Source organism: Tatumella sp. JGM91 (assembly GCF_018257575.1).
Lineage (GTDB): Bacteria > Pseudomonadota > Gammaproteobacteria > Enterobacterales > Enterobacteriaceae > Tatumella > Tatumella punctata.
Genome location: NZ_JAERJP010000028.1, coordinates 20,658 through 39,376 on the forward strand (window position 1 = coordinate 20,658; position 18,719 = coordinate 39,376).

Annotated in this window: 17 protein-coding genes; all 17 read left to right on the forward strand. The window is 46.9% G+C overall.

Going from position 1 to position 18,719, the window contains the following annotated elements:
• Nucleotides 1-4: 4 nt before the first annotated feature.
• The 17 genes from atpH (at nt 5) to JK198_RS15300 (ending at nt 18,649) form a co-directional block, all read left to right on the forward strand.
• Nucleotides 5-538 (forward strand): F0F1 ATP synthase subunit delta, encoded by a 534-nt coding sequence (gene atpH / locus JK198_RS15220; RefSeq protein ID WP_212709099.1) that lies wholly within the window; start codon nt 5-7, stop codon nt 536-538.
• Between the two features lie 14 nt (nt 539-552).
• Entirely contained in the window at nt 553-2,094 is a 1,542-nt protein-coding gene (atpA, locus tag JK198_RS15225) for a F0F1 ATP synthase subunit alpha (protein WP_212709100.1), read from the forward strand.
• A 52-nt stretch (nt 2,095-2,146) separates the two neighbouring features.
• Nucleotides 2,147-3,013 (forward strand): F0F1 ATP synthase subunit gamma, encoded by an 867-nt coding sequence (gene atpG / locus JK198_RS15230; protein WP_212709101.1) that lies wholly within the window; start codon nt 2,147-2,149, stop codon nt 3,011-3,013.
• Between the two features lie 30 nt (nt 3,014-3,043).
• Nucleotides 3,044-4,441 carry a F0F1 ATP synthase subunit beta gene (atpD, locus tag JK198_RS15235; protein ID WP_212709102.1) on the forward strand — a complete coding sequence of 466 codons (1,398 nt, stop codon included), beginning with the start codon at nt 3,044-3,046 and terminating at the stop codon, nt 4,439-4,441.
• Between the two features lie 24 nt (nt 4,442-4,465).
• Nucleotides 4,466-4,885 (forward strand): F0F1 ATP synthase subunit epsilon, encoded by a 420-nt coding sequence (locus tag JK198_RS15240; protein ID WP_212709103.1) that lies wholly within the window; start codon nt 4,466-4,468, stop codon nt 4,883-4,885.
• Between the two features lie 207 nt (nt 4,886-5,092).
• The gene (glmU, locus tag JK198_RS15245) at nt 5,093-6,460 is read left to right on the forward strand and encodes a bifunctional UDP-N-acetylglucosamine diphosphorylase/glucosamine-1-phosphate N-acetyltransferase GlmU (RefSeq protein ID WP_212709119.1); all 1,368 of its coding nucleotides are present in this window, start codon (nt 5,093-5,095) and stop codon (nt 6,458-6,460) included.
• 164 nt (nt 6,461-6,624) lie between these two features.
• Nucleotides 6,625-8,451 (forward strand): glutamine--fructose-6-phosphate transaminase (isomerizing), encoded by a 1,827-nt coding sequence (glmS, locus tag JK198_RS15250; RefSeq protein WP_212709104.1) that lies wholly within the window; start codon nt 6,625-6,627, stop codon nt 8,449-8,451.
• A 240-nt stretch (nt 8,452-8,691) separates the two neighbouring features.
• The gene (gene kch / locus JK198_RS15255) at nt 8,692-9,882 is read left to right on the forward strand and encodes a voltage-gated potassium channel protein (protein ID WP_212709194.1); all 1,191 of its coding nucleotides are present in this window, start codon (nt 8,692-8,694) and stop codon (nt 9,880-9,882) included.
• Between the two features lie 266 nt (nt 9,883-10,148).
• A complete protein-coding gene (locus JK198_RS15260) occupies nt 10,149-10,679 on the forward strand; it encodes a phospholipase D family protein (protein ID WP_212710920.1) in 531 nt (176 codons plus the stop codon).
• Nucleotides 10,680-11,357: 678 nt separating this feature from the next.
• Nucleotides 11,358-11,942 (forward strand): type 1 fimbrial major subunit FimA, encoded by a 585-nt coding sequence (gene fimA / locus JK198_RS15265; RefSeq protein WP_212710921.1) that lies wholly within the window; start codon nt 11,358-11,360, stop codon nt 11,940-11,942.
• Between the two features lie 75 nt (nt 11,943-12,017).
• Nucleotides 12,018-12,554: a fimbrial protein gene (locus JK198_RS15270; protein ID WP_212710922.1), complete on the forward strand. Its 537-nt coding sequence runs from the start codon at nt 12,018-12,020 to the stop codon at nt 12,552-12,554.
• A gap of 89 nt (nt 12,555-12,643) precedes the next feature.
• Nucleotides 12,644-13,321: a fimbria/pilus periplasmic chaperone gene (locus JK198_RS15275; RefSeq protein WP_212710927.1), complete on the forward strand. Its 678-nt coding sequence runs from the start codon at nt 12,644-12,646 to the stop codon at nt 13,319-13,321.
• Between the two features lie 84 nt (nt 13,322-13,405).
• Nucleotides 13,406-15,997 carry a fimbrial biogenesis usher protein gene (locus JK198_RS15280; protein WP_212710923.1) on the forward strand — a complete coding sequence of 864 codons (2,592 nt, stop codon included), beginning with the start codon at nt 13,406-13,408 and terminating at the stop codon, nt 15,995-15,997.
• Between the two features lie 24 nt (nt 15,998-16,021).
• Complete coding sequence (locus tag JK198_RS15285; protein ID WP_212710924.1) at nt 16,022-16,552, forward strand: fimbrial protein; 531 nt, start codon at nt 16,022-16,024, stop codon at nt 16,550-16,552.
• 15 nt (nt 16,553-16,567) lie between these two features.
• Nucleotides 16,568-17,062, forward strand: coding sequence for a type 1 fimbrial protein (locus tag JK198_RS15290; protein WP_249213354.1), 495 nt, complete (start codon nt 16,568-16,570; stop codon nt 17,060-17,062).
• Between the two features lie 10 nt (nt 17,063-17,072).
• Nucleotides 17,073-18,002: a fimbrial protein gene (locus JK198_RS15295; RefSeq protein ID WP_212710926.1), complete on the forward strand. Its 930-nt coding sequence runs from the start codon at nt 17,073-17,075 to the stop codon at nt 18,000-18,002.
• A 47-nt stretch (nt 18,003-18,049) separates the two neighbouring features.
• On the forward strand, nt 18,050-18,649 hold the full coding sequence (locus JK198_RS15300) for a nitrate- and nitrite sensing domain-containing protein (RefSeq protein WP_249213353.1): 600 nt from the start codon (nt 18,050-18,052) through the stop codon (nt 18,647-18,649).
• Nucleotides 18,650-18,719: the final 70 nt, after the last annotated feature.

An 18,719-nucleotide genomic window follows, 5' to 3' on the forward strand; every position in this document is an offset into this window, starting at 1 on the left:
GCTGATGTCTGAATTTACTACTGTAGCTCGCCCCTACGCCAAAGCAGCTTTTGACTTTGCTGTTGAGCATCAAAGTATTGATCGCTGGCAGAGCATGCTGGCATTTTCTGCAGATGTTGCAAGTGATAAACAAGTTGCTGAACTTCTTTCCGGTGCGAAAGCGCCAGAAACAGTATCATCAACCTTTATTGCCATCTGTGGTGATCAACTCGATGAAAATAGTCAGAACCTGATTAAGGTAATGGCAAATAATAAACGTTTGAAAGCGCTTCCTGCTGTTTTGGAACAATTCATTCAATTACGTGACGCTTATGAAGCGATTGCAGAGGTTGATGTAACTTCAGCCAATCAATTGAGTGAAGAGCAGCTGGCTAAAATCAGTGCTGCGATGGAAAAACGTTTATCACGCAAAGTTAAGCTGAATTGCAAAATCGATAAGTCTGTAATTGCGGGCGTAGTCATCCAGGCTGGTGACATGGTCATTGATGGCAGCGTACGTGGCCGTCTTGACCGTCTGGCAGACGACTTGCAGTCTTAAGGGGACTGGAGCATATGCAACTGAATTCCACCGAAATCAGCGAACTGATCAAGCAGCGCATTGCTCAGTTCAATGTGGTGAGCGAAGCTCACAATGAAGGTACTATTGTTTCTGTAAGTGACGGTATCATCCGCATCAACGGCCTGGCCGATGTAATGCAGGGTGAGATGATTGCCCTGCCGGGTAACCGTTACGCTATCGCACTGAACCTGGAGCGTGACTCTGTAGGTGCAGTGGTTATGGGCCCATACATGGATCTTGCCGAAGGCATGAAAGTGAAATGTACTGGCCGTATTCTGGAAGTACCGGTTGGTCGTGGTTTACTGGGGCGTGTTGTTAACACCCTGGGTGAGCCAATTGACGGTAAAGGCCCTGTGGATAACGATGGCTTCTCTCCTGTAGAAGTTATTGCACCGGGTGTTATCGATCGTCAGTCAGTCGATCAGCCTGTTCAGACCGGTTATAAAGCTGTTGACTCCATGATCCCGGTCGGACGTGGTCAGCGTGAGCTGATCATCGGTGACCGTCAGACAGGTAAAACAGCGATGGCTATCGATGCCATCATCAACCAGCGTGATTCAGGCATTAAATGTGTCTATGTTGCTATCGGCCAGAAAGCGTCCACTATTTCTAACGTGGTACGTAAACTGGAAGAGCACGGCGCATTAGCGAACACCATCGTGGTGGTTGCCTCTGCTTCCGAGTCTGCAGCCCTGCAATACCTGGCACCTTATGCCGGTTGTGCGATGGGTGAATACTTCCGTGACCGCGGTGAAGATGCTCTGATCGTTTATGATGACCTGTCAAAACAGGCTGTTGCTTACCGTCAGATTTCACTGCTGCTGCGTCGTCCGCCAGGCCGTGAAGCATTCCCTGGTGACGTTTTCTACCTCCACTCCCGTCTGCTGGAGCGTGCATCACGCGTAAATGCTGAGTACGTTGAAGCATTCACTAAAGGTGCAGTGAAAGGTAAAACCGGTTCTCTGACAGCTCTGCCTATCATTGAAACTCAGGCGGGTGACGTTTCTGCGTTCGTTCCGACTAACGTAATTTCGATTACAGATGGTCAGATCTTCCTAGAATCTAACCTGTTTAACTCCGGTATCCGTCCGGCTGTTAACCCGGGGATCTCTGTATCCCGTGTAGGTGGTGCAGCACAGACGAAAATCATCAAGAAACTGTCCGGGGGTATCCGTACCGCTCTGGCACAGTATCGTGAACTGGCGGCGTTCTCTCAGTTCGCGTCAGATCTGGATGATGCTACCCGTAAGCAACTGGAACACGGTCAGAAAGTCACTGAACTGCTGAAGCAGAAGCAGTATGCACCGATGTCTGTTGCTCAGCAGGGCCTGGTCCTGTTTGCGGTTGAGCGCGGTTACCTGGGCGATGTTGAGGTTGCTAAAATCCTCAGCTTTGAGTCTTCTCTGCTGTCATTCGCTGAGCGTGAACACGCTGAACTGATGCAGGAAATCAACCAAGCGGGTAACTTTAATGGCGAAATCGAAGCGAAGTTAAAAGCGCTGCTCGATTCGTTTAAAGCAACTCAGTCCTGGTAATGTCTTGCGGCTTGCCTGAAATGGCAGGCCGCCTGACTTTGAGGAGAAGCTCATGGCCGGCGCAAAAGAAATACGTAGTAAGATTGGAAGCGTAAAGAATACGCAGAAAATCACCAAAGCGATGGAAATGGTCGCCGCCTCCAAAATGCGTAAAACGCAGGAACGCATGGCGGCCAGCCGTCCGTATGCAGAAACCATTCGCAAAGTGATTGGTCACTTAGCGTTAGGGAATCTGGAATACAAGCACCCTTACCTGGAAGAGCGTGACGTTAAGCGCGTCGGCTATCTGGTCGTATCTACTGACCGCGGGCTTTGTGGTGGTTTGAACATTAACCTGTTCAAGAAATTGCTGGCAGATATGAAAGCATGGTCTGATAAAGGCGTTCAGAGTGAACTGGCCATTATCGGTTCCAAAGGCCTGTCTTTCTTCGGTGCCGCAGGCGCGGATATCGTGGCTCAGGTAAACGGTCTGGGCGATAAGCCTGCACTGTCTGATCTGATTGGCCCGGTAAAAGTGATGCTGCAGGCTTACGATGAAGGCCGGATCGACAAGCTTTATGTTGTCAGTAATAAATTTAACAACACCATGTCCCAGACTCCGGTGCTCAATCAGCTGCTGCCGTTACCGCCAGCAGAAGATAATGAAGAACTGAAGAAGAAAACATGGGATTACCTGTACGAACCCGATCCGAAAGCGCTGCTGGATACTCTGCTGCGTCGTTACGTCGAGTCTCAGGTTTATCAGGGTGTTGTAGAGAACCTGGCCAGCGAGCAGGCAGCACGTATGGTGGCGATGAAAGCGGCAACCGATAACGGTGGCGAGCTTATCAAAGAGCTTCAGTTGGTTTACAACAAAGCCCGCCAGGCCAGCATCACCCAGGAACTTACCGAGATCGTCTCGGGGGCCTCCGCGGTTTAACCAGGTAACGAATTAGGTAGAGGATTCAAGATGGCAGCTGGAAAGATTGTCCAGATTATCGGCGCCGTAGTTGACGTCGAGTTCCCTCAGGACGCTGTACCACAGGTGTACAACGCCCTTGAGGTTGAAAATGGTGATAACCGTCTGGTGCTGGAAGTTCAGCAGCAGCTGGGCGGTGGTGTTGTTCGTACGATTGCAATGGGTACTTCTGACGGCCTGAAACGTGGCCTTAAGGTGACCGATCTGCAAAAACCGATTCAGGTACCGGTAGGTAAAGCTACTCTGGGCCGTATCATGAACGTTCTGGGTCAGCCTATCGATATGAAAGGCGATCTGCAGAACGAAGATGGCAGCACCGTTGAAGTAAACTCTATTCACCGTGCAGCACCAAGCTACGAAGAACTGGCTAACTCCACCGAACTGCTGGAAACAGGCATCAAGGTTATCGACCTGATTTGTCCGTTTGCTAAAGGCGGTAAAGTAGGTCTGTTCGGTGGTGCGGGTGTAGGTAAGACCGTCAACATGATGGAACTTATCCGTAACATCGCAATTGAACACTCCGGTTACTCTGTATTTGCAGGGGTGGGTGAGCGTACCCGTGAAGGTAACGACTTCTACCACGAAATGACCGAGTCTAACGTTCTGGATAAAGTTGCTCTGGTGTATGGCCAGATGAACGAGCCACCAGGAAACCGTCTGCGTGTTGCGCTGACCGGTCTGACTATGGCTGAAAAATTCCGTGACGAAGGCCGTGATGTTCTGCTGTTTGTCGATAACATCTATCGTTATACCCTGGCCGGTACTGAAGTATCAGCACTGCTGGGTCGTATGCCTTCTGCGGTAGGTTATCAGCCAACACTGGCAGAAGAGATGGGTGTACTGCAGGAACGTATCACGTCAACCAAAACCGGTTCTATCACTTCCGTACAGGCAGTGTATGTACCTGCGGATGACCTGACTGACCCGTCTCCGGCAACCACCTTTGCTCACCTGGACTCAACGGTGACTCTGAGCCGCCAGATCGCATCACTGGGTATTTACCCTGCGGTTGACCCGCTGGATTCCACCAGCCGTCAGCTGGATCCGATGATTGTGGGTCAGGAGCACTATGATATTGCGCGTGGCGTACAGTCTCTGTTACAGCGTTACCAGGAACTGAAAGATATCATCGCGATTCTGGGTATGGATGAACTGTCTGAAGACGACAAACTGCTGGTGTCCCGTGCACGTAAAATTCAGCGTTTCCTGTCTCAGCCATTCTTCGTCGCAGAAATCTTTACCGGTGCACCAGGTAAATACGTTTCTCTGAAAGATACCATCCGTGGCTTCAAAGGCATTATGGACGGTGAGTTTGACCATCTGCCTGAGCAAGCGTTCTACATGGTTGGTTCCATCGACGAAGCTGTAGAAAAAGCGAAGAAACTGTAATTTCAGTTTCCCGGGAGGATTGATATGGCTAAAAGTTATCACCTGGATGTTGTCAGCGCTGAACAACAAATGTTTGCCGGCAGTGTACAGCATATCCAGGTGTCAGGAAGTGAAGGTGAGCTGGGGATTTTCCACGGTCACGCACCACTTCTGACTGCCATCAAACCTGGTATGGTTCGTATCGTTAAAGAGAATAACCACGAAGAGTTTATTTATCTCTCCGGGGGGATTCTGGAAGTTCAGCCCGAAAGTGTTACGGTTATGGCTGATACAGCCATCCGTGGTGAGGATCTGGACGAAGCACGTGCTCTGGAAGCAAAACGTAAAGCAGAAGATCATATGAACAAAAGCCACGGTGATGTGGACTATGCTCAGGCCTCTGCTGAACTGGCGAAAGCTATTGCTAAACTGCGCGTCATCGAACTGACCAGGAAAGTGATGTAAGATCATTACGCTGCAAAAAAGCCGGTAAGTGGAAGCTTACCGGCTTTTTTTATGTGCCTGATCCGGCCAGGGAGCGGATAATCTCCTGAAACAGCGGCTCAGCATCCTGTCTCCGCAGAGAGCAGCCCGCGGGCAGATTATGCAGTCAGGTATCCTTATACTGTATACTCTTTGCTTTACCCGATTAAATAAAAGTGATGGCAGATGATGGCAGATAAAAAAATGAGTGTGGTGATCCTTGCTGCCGGTAAGGGGACCCGGATGTATTCGGATCTCCCGAAAGTGCTCCATCAGCTGGCCGGAAAACCTATGGTGCAGCATGTGATTGATGCGGCAAAGGGGCTGGGTGCGGATAATATATACCTGGTGTATGGTCATGGTGGTGAGTTATTGAAAAACACCCTTAATGACCCGATATTACACTGGGTTGAACAGGCTGAGCAGCTGGGTACCGGCCATGCTATGCAACAGGCAGCCCCTTTCTTTACTGATGATGAAGATATTCTGATGTTATACGGTGATGTCCCGCTGATCTCTGAGCAGACATTACAACAGTTACGTCTGCAGAAACCCGCAGGTGGCATCGGATTGCTGACAGTGGTACTGGATAATCCGTTCGGTTATGGCCGCATTGTCCGTGAAAACGGCGAAATTACCGGGATTGTCGAACAGAAAGATGCCAGCCCGCAGCAGCTGGCTATCAACGAAATTAATACCGGTATCCTGCTGGCCAATGGTGGTGATCTGCGGCGCTGGCTGGCTAAACTGACCAACAATAATGCCCAGAAAGAGTATTATATTACTGATATTATCGCGATGGCCCACCAGCAAGGGTGCCGTATTGCCGCCGTTCATCCGCAAAACAGCAGTGAAACGGAAGGGGTTAATAACCGGCAACAACTGGCAACCCTGGAACGGATCTATCAGCGTCAGTCGGCGGATAAACTCTTGCTGGCCGGGGTTATGTTAAGCGATCCGGCACGTTTTGATTTACGCGGGCAGCTGCAACATGGCCGCGATGTCAGCATTGATATTAATGTGATCCTTGAAGGTAAGGTTACGCTCGGCAATGGAGTGAAAATCGGTGCCGGATGTATTATTAAAAACAGCGTGATCGGTGATGGCTGTGAAATCAGTCCTTATTCCGTCATTGAAGATGCCCGGCTGGAAAGTGCCTGTACTGTGGGGCCTTTTGCCCGCCTGAGGCCAGGTACCTCGTTAGCTGAACAAGTTCATGTGGGTAACTTTGTCGAAATTAAAAAATCGGCACTGGGTAGCGGTTCAAAAGCCGGCCATTTAACCTACCTGGGCGATGCGCAGATCGGCGCCGGAGTCAATATTGGTGCCGGGACGATTACCTGTAATTATGACGGGCAGAATAAATCACAAACCATTATCGGTGATAATGTGTTTGTCGGGTCTGACAGCCAGTTTATTGCCCCGGTATCGGTCGCTGACGGGGTGACTATTGCGGCGGGAACCACAGTAATGAAAGATATAAACCATGAAGCGCTGGTTTATAATCCAAAGCAACAAAGTGTAAAAGCTGACTGGCTGCGGCCGGTAAAAAAATAAATTATCTGATATTTCCCGGCCAGCCGGCACAGACCGGCACCGGACAGGCTGTGACAAATAATAACCCCCATTCTCTGCAAGGCTCGGGGGATCCGTCGCGACGGAACATCAGGTCAGATGACAATCTCTATGGCGAATACGCCATAACGTCAGGATTAAAAAATATGTGTGGAATAGTGGGTGCAGTTGCACAACGTGATATTGCGGAAATTCTGCTGGAAGGCTTACGCCGCCTGGAATACCGTGGTTATGATTCAGCAGGCCTGGCCGTTGTTAACCAACCGGGCGAGATGATCCGTCTGCGGCGTGTGGGTAAGGTTCAGGCACTGGCAGAGGCTGCTGCACAGCAGCCATTGCCCGGGGGAACCGGTATTGCTCATACCCGATGGGCGACGCACGGAGAGCCTTCAGAACAGAATGCACATCCCCATGTCTCCGGTAATATTGTACTGGTGCATAACGGTATTATTGAGAACCATGAAGAGCTACGGGTAAAGGTTAAGGCTCTGGGCTATACGTTTGTCTCTGAAACAGATACCGAAGTGGTTGCCCATCTGATTAATGACGAGCAAAAACGTGGCGGCAGCCTGCGTGAAATTGTTCAGCGGGTGATTAAGCAACTGCGTGGTGCTTACGGTATGGTGATCATGGACAGTAACGATCCTTCGGTTCTGGTCGCGGCCCGTTCAGGCAGCCCGCTGGTGATTGGTTGTGGTGTCGGAGAAAACTTTATCGCGTCTGATCAGCTGGCGTTGTTGCCGGTTACCCGGCGTTTTATCTACCTGGAAGAAGGTGATGTTGCTGAGGTCACCCGGCGGTCGGTGAATATTTTCGCTGACGGTGAGCCGGTTAGCCGTCCGGAAATTGAATCTTCTGCCCAGTATGATGCCGGTGATAAAGGCCTCTATCGCCATTACATGCAGAAAGAAATTTATGAGCAGCCGATGGCGGTGAAAAATACCCTGCAGGGACGTTTTCATCAGGGGGTTGTGGACCTGAGTGAATTAGGGCCGGATGCGGAACAGCTGCTCAGCCAGGCTGAACATATTCAGATTGTGGCCTGTGGTACGTCTTATAATTCAGGGCTGGTGGCCCGCTACTGGTTTGAGTCGCTGGCAGGGATCCCCTGTGATGTTGAAATTGCCTCTGAATTCCGCTACCGGAAATCGGTGGTACGGAAAAACAGTCTGCTGATCACCTTGTCACAGTCCGGCGAAACTGCAGATACCCTCGGGGCACTGCGTCTGTCTAAGCAACTGGGTTATCTTGGCTCACTGGCCATTTGTAATGTGGCGGGTTCCTCACTGGTACGCGAATCTGACCTGGCACTGATGACCAAAGCCGGGGTCGAAATTGGTGTGGCCTCGACCAAAGCCTTTACCACCCAGCTGACAGTACTGCTGATGCTGGTGGCTCAGATGGCAAGGCTGAATGGCCAGCCAGAACAGGTTGAACATGATATCGTTCATGCCCTGCAGGCGCTGCCCAGCCGGATTGAGCAAATCCTGTCACATGACAAACAGATCGAAGCACTGGCAGAAGGATTTTCAGATAAACACCATGCCCTGTTTCTGGGACGCGGCGATCAGTACCCGATCGCGATGGAAGGTGCGCTGAAACTGAAAGAAATCTCTTATATCCATGCTGAAGCTTATGCCGCCGGAGAACTGAAACATGGTCCGCTGGCACTGGTGGATGCTGATATGCCGGTCATCATTATTGCGCCAAATAATGAGTTACTGGAAAAGCTGAAATCTAATATCGAAGAAGTGCGCGCCCGGGGCGGACAACTGTATGTATTTGCTGATCAGGATGCCGGTTTCACCGACAGCCCGAATATGAAAATCATTCAGCTCCCTCATGTGGAAGAAGTACTGGCACCGGTGTTTTATACTATTCCGCTGCAATTACTGTCGTATCATATTGCCTTAATTAAAGGCACGGATGTCGATCAGCCACGCAACCTGGCAAAATCGGTAACCGTTGAGTAAATAACAGTATCCGCCCGACATCTTTTGCGGGCGGATAACTCCCCGCCACTCTGCCTTCCGCTGCCGTCCTGTCACCTGAATCCTCCCCCCGGTACGGAACACCCACATATTTGAGAACGTTTTTTACATTGCAGTTCCTGAGATTCTCCGTAGTCTGGTATTGATTAGATAAATTTTTGTGTTCTGTGGTAGCGGAATACGGTACCCGACGACTTTTAACCGGACAGGCCCGGGGAGCAGATGAAGATTATTAAAATTCTGAAAAGCCCGATGATTGCTGTTTATTGTCTGGCACTGATGGTGGCGCATAACGGGTATCTGATGCTCAGCCCTATCCTTGAGCGGGTGTTGCTGAATGCACCGGAAAAATTCAGGGATTTTCATTCATGGCAGGAGACGCTGAGCTTCCTGGAAACCATGGATATCCCCAGATTTATGATAGGCCTGGTCCTGTTTTGTATGGCCTTTACTCTGTTAATGCGTACCCGTATCGCCTGGTTCAGTTCATTGCTGTTACTGTTTTGCATTGTACTGACGAATGCTTTTATTCTGAAAACCAACCATAGCCAGGTTGTGTATGCCATGTTCACTATTGGCGGCCTGATTGTGTACTGGCGCCATTTTGATAAGCACAGCCTCGGCAGTACCAGTATTTTCGCGGTGGTCAGTATATTATCGCTGATTGTTTACGGCATGCTGGGCACCTTATATCTGGGTGACCAGTTTACTCCGCCGGTGAAAGATCTTCCGACCGCGTTTTATTTTGTTATGGTCTGTATGTCGACGGTCGGTTTTGGCGATATTATTCCCCATACCACCATGGCACGTATGTTTACGCTGACGGTCATTATCTTTGGTATCACTATTTTCGCCGCGTCAGTTGCATCCGTTGCCGGTTCGCTGATTAGCCATAATATTCAACGTATTCTCAAAGGGCGGTTTTCTCACGTGGTACGTAAAAATCATTATATCGTTACCGGATCTTCGGCGCTGGCACAGAGCGTCAGTCAGGGGCTGACCGATGCCGGAGGTGTTGTCACCGTTGTCTGCTATCCGGGAAATAAAACACAGTTTCCGGCCACCACGGATGTGATTGAAGGCGATCCTTCTGCTGTCGCGACACTGGAGCAGGCGGGTGCCTCCAAAGCAAAATATATTGTTGCCCTGATGGATAATGATGCAGACAACGCCTTTGTGGTACTGGCGGCCAAAGAAGTGGGTGGTGAAGACACCAAAACTATTGCGCTGGTCAATGAAAGCCAGAATATGAATAAAATAAAACGGGTTCGTCCTGACGGCGTGTTGTCATTACAGCAACTGGGCAGTGAGATTCTGGTCAGAACACTGAATGGCGATACCATGGACAATAAAATGAATATCAATATATTTTTTAATAGCGCTCAGTCTCCGGATGGCCATAAATCTCCCTGAGCCAGCCACCGTCCGGGGTTCCCCGTAATGCCCCCTGCAGGACAGGCATAAACCGCCGCTTACACTCTGCCAGTTACTGACCCGGTTAATCAGAATCCGCAGTGCCTTTTTCAGAGGATGCGGATTTTTTATTGCCGGTATCTGTGTCAGGGTGCGCTGCCTTTTACCTGAGTAATCACCTCTGGCAGAAGCTAATTCAAGGGTACACGGCCACAGGCCGCGCTGTTGTCGTGCTGAAGCATGATTAAGTATGAATGGATGTACAAATGAAAAAAACCGGTTATTTACTGACAGCCCTGTTACTGGGTTCCCCCTGGCTGACCATGGCTGCAGAGCCGCAGATTGAAGCGGGATTTTCTCCCGAAGGCTCAGCCCGAACACTGGTGCTGGAAACCATCAATTCGGCCCATAGCAGTATTCGTATGCTGGCTTATTCGTTTACGGCCCCGGATATTATGCAGGCATTGGCAAATGCCTGCAAACGCGGGGTGGACATTAAAATAGTGGTCGATGAAAAGGGCAACAAAGGGAAAGCCAGTCTTGCGGCGATGAATTTTATCGTCAATAACGGTATCCCCTTGCGGACAGACCGCCATTATCCGATACAGCATGACAAAACGCTGATTGTTGATGGTCAGACGGTCGAAACCGGCTCTTTTAACTATACGGCCAGCGCCGAAAAACGTAACTCAGAAAATGTAGTGGTGATCCATAACTCTCCTTCCCTGGCGCAGGCTTACCTGAAACACTGGCAGGTACGCTGGGACTACGGGCAGGATTATCAGTCAGCGTACTAACCCCTCCCATACATCATGTTATAGCACTGTATTTATAAGTGCTCTGCAGAGGACAGATATCATCCTTGTTTACTTATAATCATTAATAAATCTGAATAATATTTTTTTATCTAAAAATGAGGAGGTGTTCAGGTGTTTATTTTCTTAAAAAAGTTATTTCACCATTAAATTTTCTTATTTAACAAGGTGGGTTAGTTTATCAAATCATAATTATTATTGAATTTTTGTTAATGGTAAGTTTTTTTTATGCTTTTTGATAGGTTTTGTGATGATTATACTGTGTTTTAATTGTTAATTTATATCGCGGTTTCTGTTGGTAAGTGATTTAAGTTATTCTGAGTGTGGCGAGGGTCAGTTGTCTTTTGGTTATGCTACTGATTATCAGTGTTTTTTGTTTTATTTATTTTTTGTCAGTTGTTGATTGAATTTATGTCAAATTAATTTATTGATTGATAATTTATTTTTACAAGAAATGCATAAAATAAACTGAACTATTTATTTGCCTGATTTATAAGATTAGTCCTATGCTAAATATCGTGTGGGGCTGTGGTTCATTTCGTGCTATTGCCCCTGACAGGCTGGTTCTCAGGGAGGTGTCGGTGAAATTCATTGCATGGAACCGGGTCGCTGGCCACTAACTTGTTAGATTTATTAATTTTTTGATATAAGGCAAACTGTATGAAAATGAAATCTCTTATAATTGGTGTCCTCTCGGCTCTGTCTTTGACAGTTTCTATGGCTCATGCAGCTACAATAGTAGTAAATGGCGGAACTGTGCATTTTAAAGGTGAAGTTGTTGATGCTGCCTGTGCAGTGGATGCAGGATCGGTTAATCAGACTGTACAATTGGGTCAGGTTAAAGCAAGTACCCTGGGTGCTCAGGGTGAGACAAGCAGTGCTGTAGGTTTCAATATTCAATTAGACGACTGTGATATCACTACTGCGACCAAAGCATCAATCGCCTTTGCTGGAGTGACTGCAACCAGTACTACTACAGACTCTACTGGCGCTGCTACTTCTACTGCTTACCCTGATGTACTGGCACTGCAAAGCTCATCAGCAGGCTCTGCAGCCAATGTTGGTATTCAGATCCTTGATAGCACTGGTTCAGCTCTGAAACTTGACGGAGCGAGTTTCAGCACTACCAAAACACTGGTTAATGGTACTAACATCCTGCCATTCCAGGCTCGTTATTATGCTCTGGGTGAAGCAAAAGCGGGTACTGCTAACGCAGATGCTACCTTCCAGGTTCAGTACCAGTAAGAATATACATCGGATATTTCCATATCCGGGACCAGGGAGGGTTCGTTTTAATTTTCCTGATACAGAGAATATGATATGTGGAAAACAGGATTATTTTTACTGTTGACTATTACCTGGCAATCGATGGCATCGCCGATTAATACTGTCAGTCTGACTGGCGGGTTGATGAAATTTAAGGGTGAAATTTTGTCGAATACCTGCGTTGTTGATGATGGCGATCGTTATCTGACAGTGGCGATGGGGCAAGTGAGTAATAATAAATTTTCACATGCCGGTGATGACTCCGATGCCGTGCCGTTTTCTCTGCATTTTAAGTACTGTACCCAAAGCGTCAGTAGAAATATGAATGTTGTCTTTCGTGGTGTAGCTGACCAGGGTAACCCTGATTTACTGGCTATTGAACAAGGGGGAAATGTAGCCAAAGGAATCGGTATTGCTCTGTTTGATGAGCAGGGAAATATAATTCCAATTAATAGCGGAAAACTACCGATCAGAGTCAATAACTCTGGTCCATTAACCCTGAATCTCATTGCAAAGTATCGGGCGACCTCAACACAGATAAGCGGAGGAGTTGCAAATGCTCAGGCGTGGTTTTCTTTAACTTATCAGTAGTTTAACTATAATAAAAATGTAGAATTATTAATTTATACTTAAATTTATTGATGAAGGAGTATGTAGTGATCCAACTTATCCGTAAAAAAATGCTCGGTTTGGCATTGATGGCTGTGGCTACTTTTGGTGTCGCTAGCCAGGTTCAGGCAGGTGTTGCACTAGGTGCAACTCGTGTAGTTTATCCCTCTGATCAAAAGCAAGTGACATTAGGCATCAGCAATAATGATGAAAAAAGCACGTATCTTATTCAGTCATGGATAGAAAATTCTACTGGTGAAAAAGAGAGCCGGTTTGTTATCACACCCCCACTTTTCGTTATTAATGGTAAAAAAGAAAATACACTAAGAATTATTGATGGAACCAACCAAACCCTTCCCCGAGACAGAGAGACACTCTTTTGGGTAAATGTGAAAGCAATTCCTTCTATGAATAAGTCTCAGCAATCACAGAATACCTTACAGTTGGCAATCATTAGTCGTATAAAGCTTTTTTATCGACCAATTGGATTGAGCATGCCTCCGGAAACAGCTCCTGGAAAATTGCGTTTTCATAAGTCGGGTTCTCAGTTGATCCTAATCAACCCTACACCTTATTACCTCACAGTGACATCGTTGATGGCTGGTAATAAGGAGTTAGCGAATACGATGGTACCACCAATGGGTAACATTTCTGTGCCTCTGCTGCCTGGTTCTGGTGAATCGATTACTTATCAGACAATTAATGACTTTGGTGCCTTAACTCCAGTCACTAAAGGGATTTTTCAGTAATCTGCGCCGTCTAAATGATACCGGTTGATCATAATATAGATAGCCGGGTCATTAAATGTGATTTAATACGGGACCACTTAACTAATGGCCTTATCAGCAAAAAGTATGACTGAGCGGTATTTATCCGTTACGCCATTGGCACTGTTTCTGACGCTGTTTTGTCAGCTACCAGCCCATGCTGACGTCTATTTTAACCCTCGATTCTTGTCAAATGATCCTGGGGCTGTTGCTGATTTGTCTCAGTTTGAAAGTGGTCTTGAAGCTCCACCAGGTAAATACCGTGTGGATATTTACCTGAATAATGGATTTATGACCACAAAGACGGTCGATTTTAAATTAAGTGCTGATAAAAAATCATTAGATCCTTGTATTAGCCAAAGTCAGCTTTCAGAAATGGGAGTGAGCGTTCTTTCTATCCCTGGTATTGCTGCCATGGCGAAAGACTCCTGTATTCCCTTTAGTATGGTAAATAAAGATGCCACCAGCCAATTTGATGCGGGTAAACAACGTCTGGATCTAAGCATTCCGCAGGCTTTGATGCGAAGTCAGGCTCATGGTTATATTCCTCCGGAGTTATGGGATAACGGAATTACAGCGGGTTTACTTAATTATACCTTTACTGGGAATAATGCTCATACTCCGGGGAGTAGTACCAATAATTATGCTTACCTCAATTTGCAAAGTGGCTTTAACTGGGGGGGCTGGCGGCTAAGAGATAACTCTACCTGGAGCTATAATGATGGGGATAACTTCCATGAAAACAAATGGAAGCATGTAAATACCTACCTTGAACGCGATATCGTTCCTCTTAAAGGACGTCTGACGTTGGGAGATAGTTATACTCCTGGTGATATATTCGATAGCCTTAATTTCAGAGGGGTACAGGTTGCTTCTGATGACAGTATGTTACCGAATAGCCAGCAGGGATTCGCCCCCGTTATTCATGGTATTGCACGCGGTACAGCAAAAGTTACCGTCAGGCAAAATGGTTTTGATATATATCAAATCACTGTTCCTCCAGGACCTTTTACCATTAATGATCTTAATTCCAGTGGAAACAGTGGAGATTTGAGGGTCATAATCACTGAGGCCGATGGATCAACACAGTCATTCATAGTTCCTTATGCCTCTGTTCCTATGTTACAGCGTGAAGGACGAATTAAATATGCGTTCACCGGAGGAAAATACCGGAGTGGTAATTCAGGACAGGATACACCCGAATTTGCTCAGGGGACATTACTCTGGGGACTTCCGGCCGGGTTCACTTTATTTGGCGGAACCCAGCAGTCTGACAAGTATCATGCTTATAACTTTGGTCTTGGGACGAATCTTGGGGTACTGGGGGCGATTTCTGTCGATGCGACCCAGGCTAATTCAACCCTGACTGATAATAGTAGCCACCAGGGGCAATCTTATCGTTTCCTCTATAACAAATCGCTACAGGATACAGGCACTAACTTACAGCTGGTTGGATACCGTTATTCAACCAAGGGCTACTATTCGTTTGCAGATACGACCTGGCAGAGGATGAGCGGTTATACCGTGCAGACAGAAGATGGTCCGCTACAGGTCAAACCCACTTATAGTGACTTCTACAATTTATCATATAGTAAACGTGGACGAGTTCAGGCTACGATTACTCAACAGGTAGGCAAAACCTCGACATTATATTTAACGGGAAGCCAGCAAACCTATTGGGGGACAAGTAAAGACGACCTTCAGTTACAGATGGGTTATAGCAGTGCTATCAGGGATATTACTTTCAGTGTGAATTACACCCTGAATAAAAATGCCTGGCAGCAAGGTACTGATCAGGTCTTAGCCTTTAATATTAATATTCCATTTAGTCACTGGATGCGCTCAGATAACCAGAGTGTATGGAATCAGTCGAATGTAACCTATAGTTCATCCAGTGATCTTAAAGGGCAGTCGACTAATCAGGTTGGCGTCTACGGAACCTTATTACAGGATAATAATCTGAGTTATAACGTGCAGACAGGATATACCGGAGGTGGTAACGCTGATTCAGGGACAACTAATACCGCCTCTCTGTATTACCGCGGCGCTTATGGGAATGCAAATATTGGTTACAGCAGCAGTGATGGTTACAAACAGGTTTATTATGGATTAAGTGGTGGCGTATTAGCGCATGCAAATGGTATTACTTTAAGTCAGCCGCTCAATGATACTGTGGTTTTAATAAAAGCACCTGGTGCGGGCCACGTATCGGTTGAGAATCAGACTGGAGTAACAACTGACTGGCGTGGTTATGCTGTACAGCCTTATGCCATGGATTACCGGGAAAATCGGGTAGCATTAGATACTAATACGCTGGCCAATAACGTCGACCTGGATGATGCCGTCGTTAGTGTCGTCCCTACGCATGGTGCAGTCGTCCGTGCTGACTTTAAAACGCATGTCGGACTTAAAGTGATTATGACTCTGAAACATCAAGGTAAACCTGTTCCTTTTGGTTCGACAGCGACTCTTCAGGGTGGTGATTCAGGCAGTATTGTAGGTGATAGCGGGCAGGTGTATCTTTCCGGATTACCTGTGACAGGAAAAATTAATGTGCATTGGGGTGATACTGAAGCCGATCAATGTACGGTTACTTATCATTTACCAGAATCCAGTCGGAATCAGGCGCTAAGTTATGCATCAGCTGATTGTCAGTAACGTTAGAAGCAGCAGGGGATAATAATGAAAAAATATTTACAGCTGATCGCTTTAACTACGGTGATAACAGACCCTTTCAGTTTTGCTGCTGACAGCACTATTACAATCACGGGAAATGTCCGAGATAACACTTGTGTGTTATCCACGGGGTCGCAGAATCTGACGGTTAATCTGATGAGTTATTCGTTAAAACAATTTCCTGAGAAAGGGGCTTCATCAGCAGTGGTTCCTTTTACACTCAATTTTTCTGCCTGCGGGAGTTCGGCGACAGCAGTAAAAATTGGATTTACAGGAACTGCTGATACTAATAACAACTCTCTTCTGAAAATAGATTCCGGAGATAGTACGGATGCAGCCGGTCTTGGCGTAGAAATCCTCGATTCAGATCAAAATATGGTGCCGATCAATCAGAGTCAGGATGATCTGACTTGGAACAATCTAACCAGTGGGCAGCAAAATTCAGTAAATTTCTATGCCAGGATGGTGTCTACTACTTCATCTGTAACGGCAGGTACGGTGAGTGCCTCAGCAACAATTACCCTGGAATTTGAGTAGGTAATGGATAAAGTTATGAGAAAATTAATCGGAGGGGTGTGTGTTTTTTGTACGTGCCTGGCAGTGAGTGCCGCAGATGTCACAATTACGATCAGCGGTAAAGTAGTTGCTAAACCTTGTACCATTGCCACGACTAACGCTAATGTGGCATTAGGAAATTTGCCTACCTTTTCATTCGTTAATGCAGGTTCAGCTTCTGACTGGAAAACAGTCACTCTTGATCTGACAAATTGTCCGATTGGTACCAGTAGTGTTAAAGCGACTTTCACCGGGACTTCTGATTCAACCGGAACCTATTTTTCAAACCAGGGGACAGCGGGAAATATTGCTCTCCAGCTGGCGGATTCCAGCGGCAATAATTTAACTAATGGCGGTTCATTGACCAGTACTGTTAGTGACGCAACTTTATCTACTGCTTTTAATTTACAAGTCAGGGCTATTACCCCTGTAGGTAAAGTCACTCAGGGGACGATTCAATCGACAATTGATGTTACTTATACGTGGCAATAATGGGATTAAGATGAAAAGATTGTATTTTATAGTCACAAATATCATAGCCTTTTTTACTGTGATTTTATTGTCTATATCGGATGCACAAGCTTTTACCTGTCAGGCTAGTGGAAAAAGTATAAGTGGCTCAGGTAGCGTTAATGTTTATGTCAATTTACAACCAACAGTCCAGGCCAATCAAAACCTTGTCGTGAATTTAGGTGACAGTATAAAATGTAAAAATGATTTGCCGTCATATTATAAAGACCCTATAAGGATTGGTGCATCTTCTGTATATAATGGTGTACTGGACAATTTTACAGGAAGTATTAGTTATTACGGTGAGTCTTATCCTTTCCCGACTACATCTGCGACTTCCTGGGTTCGTCACACATGGGGAAGCTATCAGCCCTGGCAGGCTATGCTTTATCTGACTGCGACCGGCGCTGCCGGGGGAGTTGTAATACAGAAAGGGACTCTGTTTGCTACTTTGAGGTTAGAAAAAAGTGAGTCTGAAAGTTCAGTATCTCAGACCATTATATGGAATTTATACGCCAATAATACAGTCACTGTTCCTACCGGAGGCTGCGATGTATCTTCACGAGATGTGACAGTACAGCTACCTGATTATCCCGGCTCGGCAGCAGTTCCGCTGAGCATTAGCTGTCTTAACAATACAGCGCAGACCAAATCCCTCGCATACTACCTTACCGGAACTACGGCCGATAATAGCAACGCTACAATATTCACTAATGTTTCATCGTCATCTCCTGCCAAAGGGGTCGGAGTACAACTATCCAACAGTAATGGCCCTCTGACAACGAATAAAAATGTCTCTTTGGGCAAGGTTGGCTCTTCGCCAGTCAGTCTGGGGCTGACAGCTTCGTATGCACGTACCAGCGGTCAGGTTGTTGCTGGTAATGTAAAATCTATTGTGAATGTGACTTTTATTTATCAGTAGATTCTGTCATTTTTTTCTGTTGTTCCCCGTTTCTGACGGGGATTTTTTTGTTTGGTCGTCGTGTCTGGCGTGAACTTTGCGTGAATTATTTTTTTGCCGGAGGGATGATTATGGCTGTCAATGAACCAACGGTAATACGTTTTCTGTTGGCCTCCCGGCAGTGCGAACTTAACAGCCTGCGCTATTTGCTGGGCAGCGGCGAGTTGGTCGGTAAAGTCAGTATATTAATCCATCATCTGCAACGGGAGCGGGGAGCCGTGCATCTGTATCTGTGCAGTGAGGGACCGCAGGCAGCAACAGAATTACGTGACAGAGAACAGGATGCGCTCGGTTCACAACAGGATGTTATACAGTTTCTGGAGAATACACAGATACCGGATCCCTCGCAGCCACAGGCCAGCCGGTTATTTAGTTGTGTGGCGAGGGTTATCTATGCGCTGGGAGTATTACAGGACACCCGCCAGCAAGTCACTGTCAGAGCAATCCCGCTGGTAAATGCGGCAGAGGGATTTAATGACGCTATCCGGCATTTATTGTCACTGGTCTTTACTGTTTCAGATCCCCCGGCAGATCCCGTAATCTCGCAGGCATTAATTGCGTTATTCAGTTTTATGCAGGGCAAAGAGCTGGCGGGACAGGAACGGTAAGTGTCAAGGTAGTTGTCACCCCCGGTTAATTTAAGCCGCCTGTTTTTCCCGTTCCGGGTTCAACGTTACC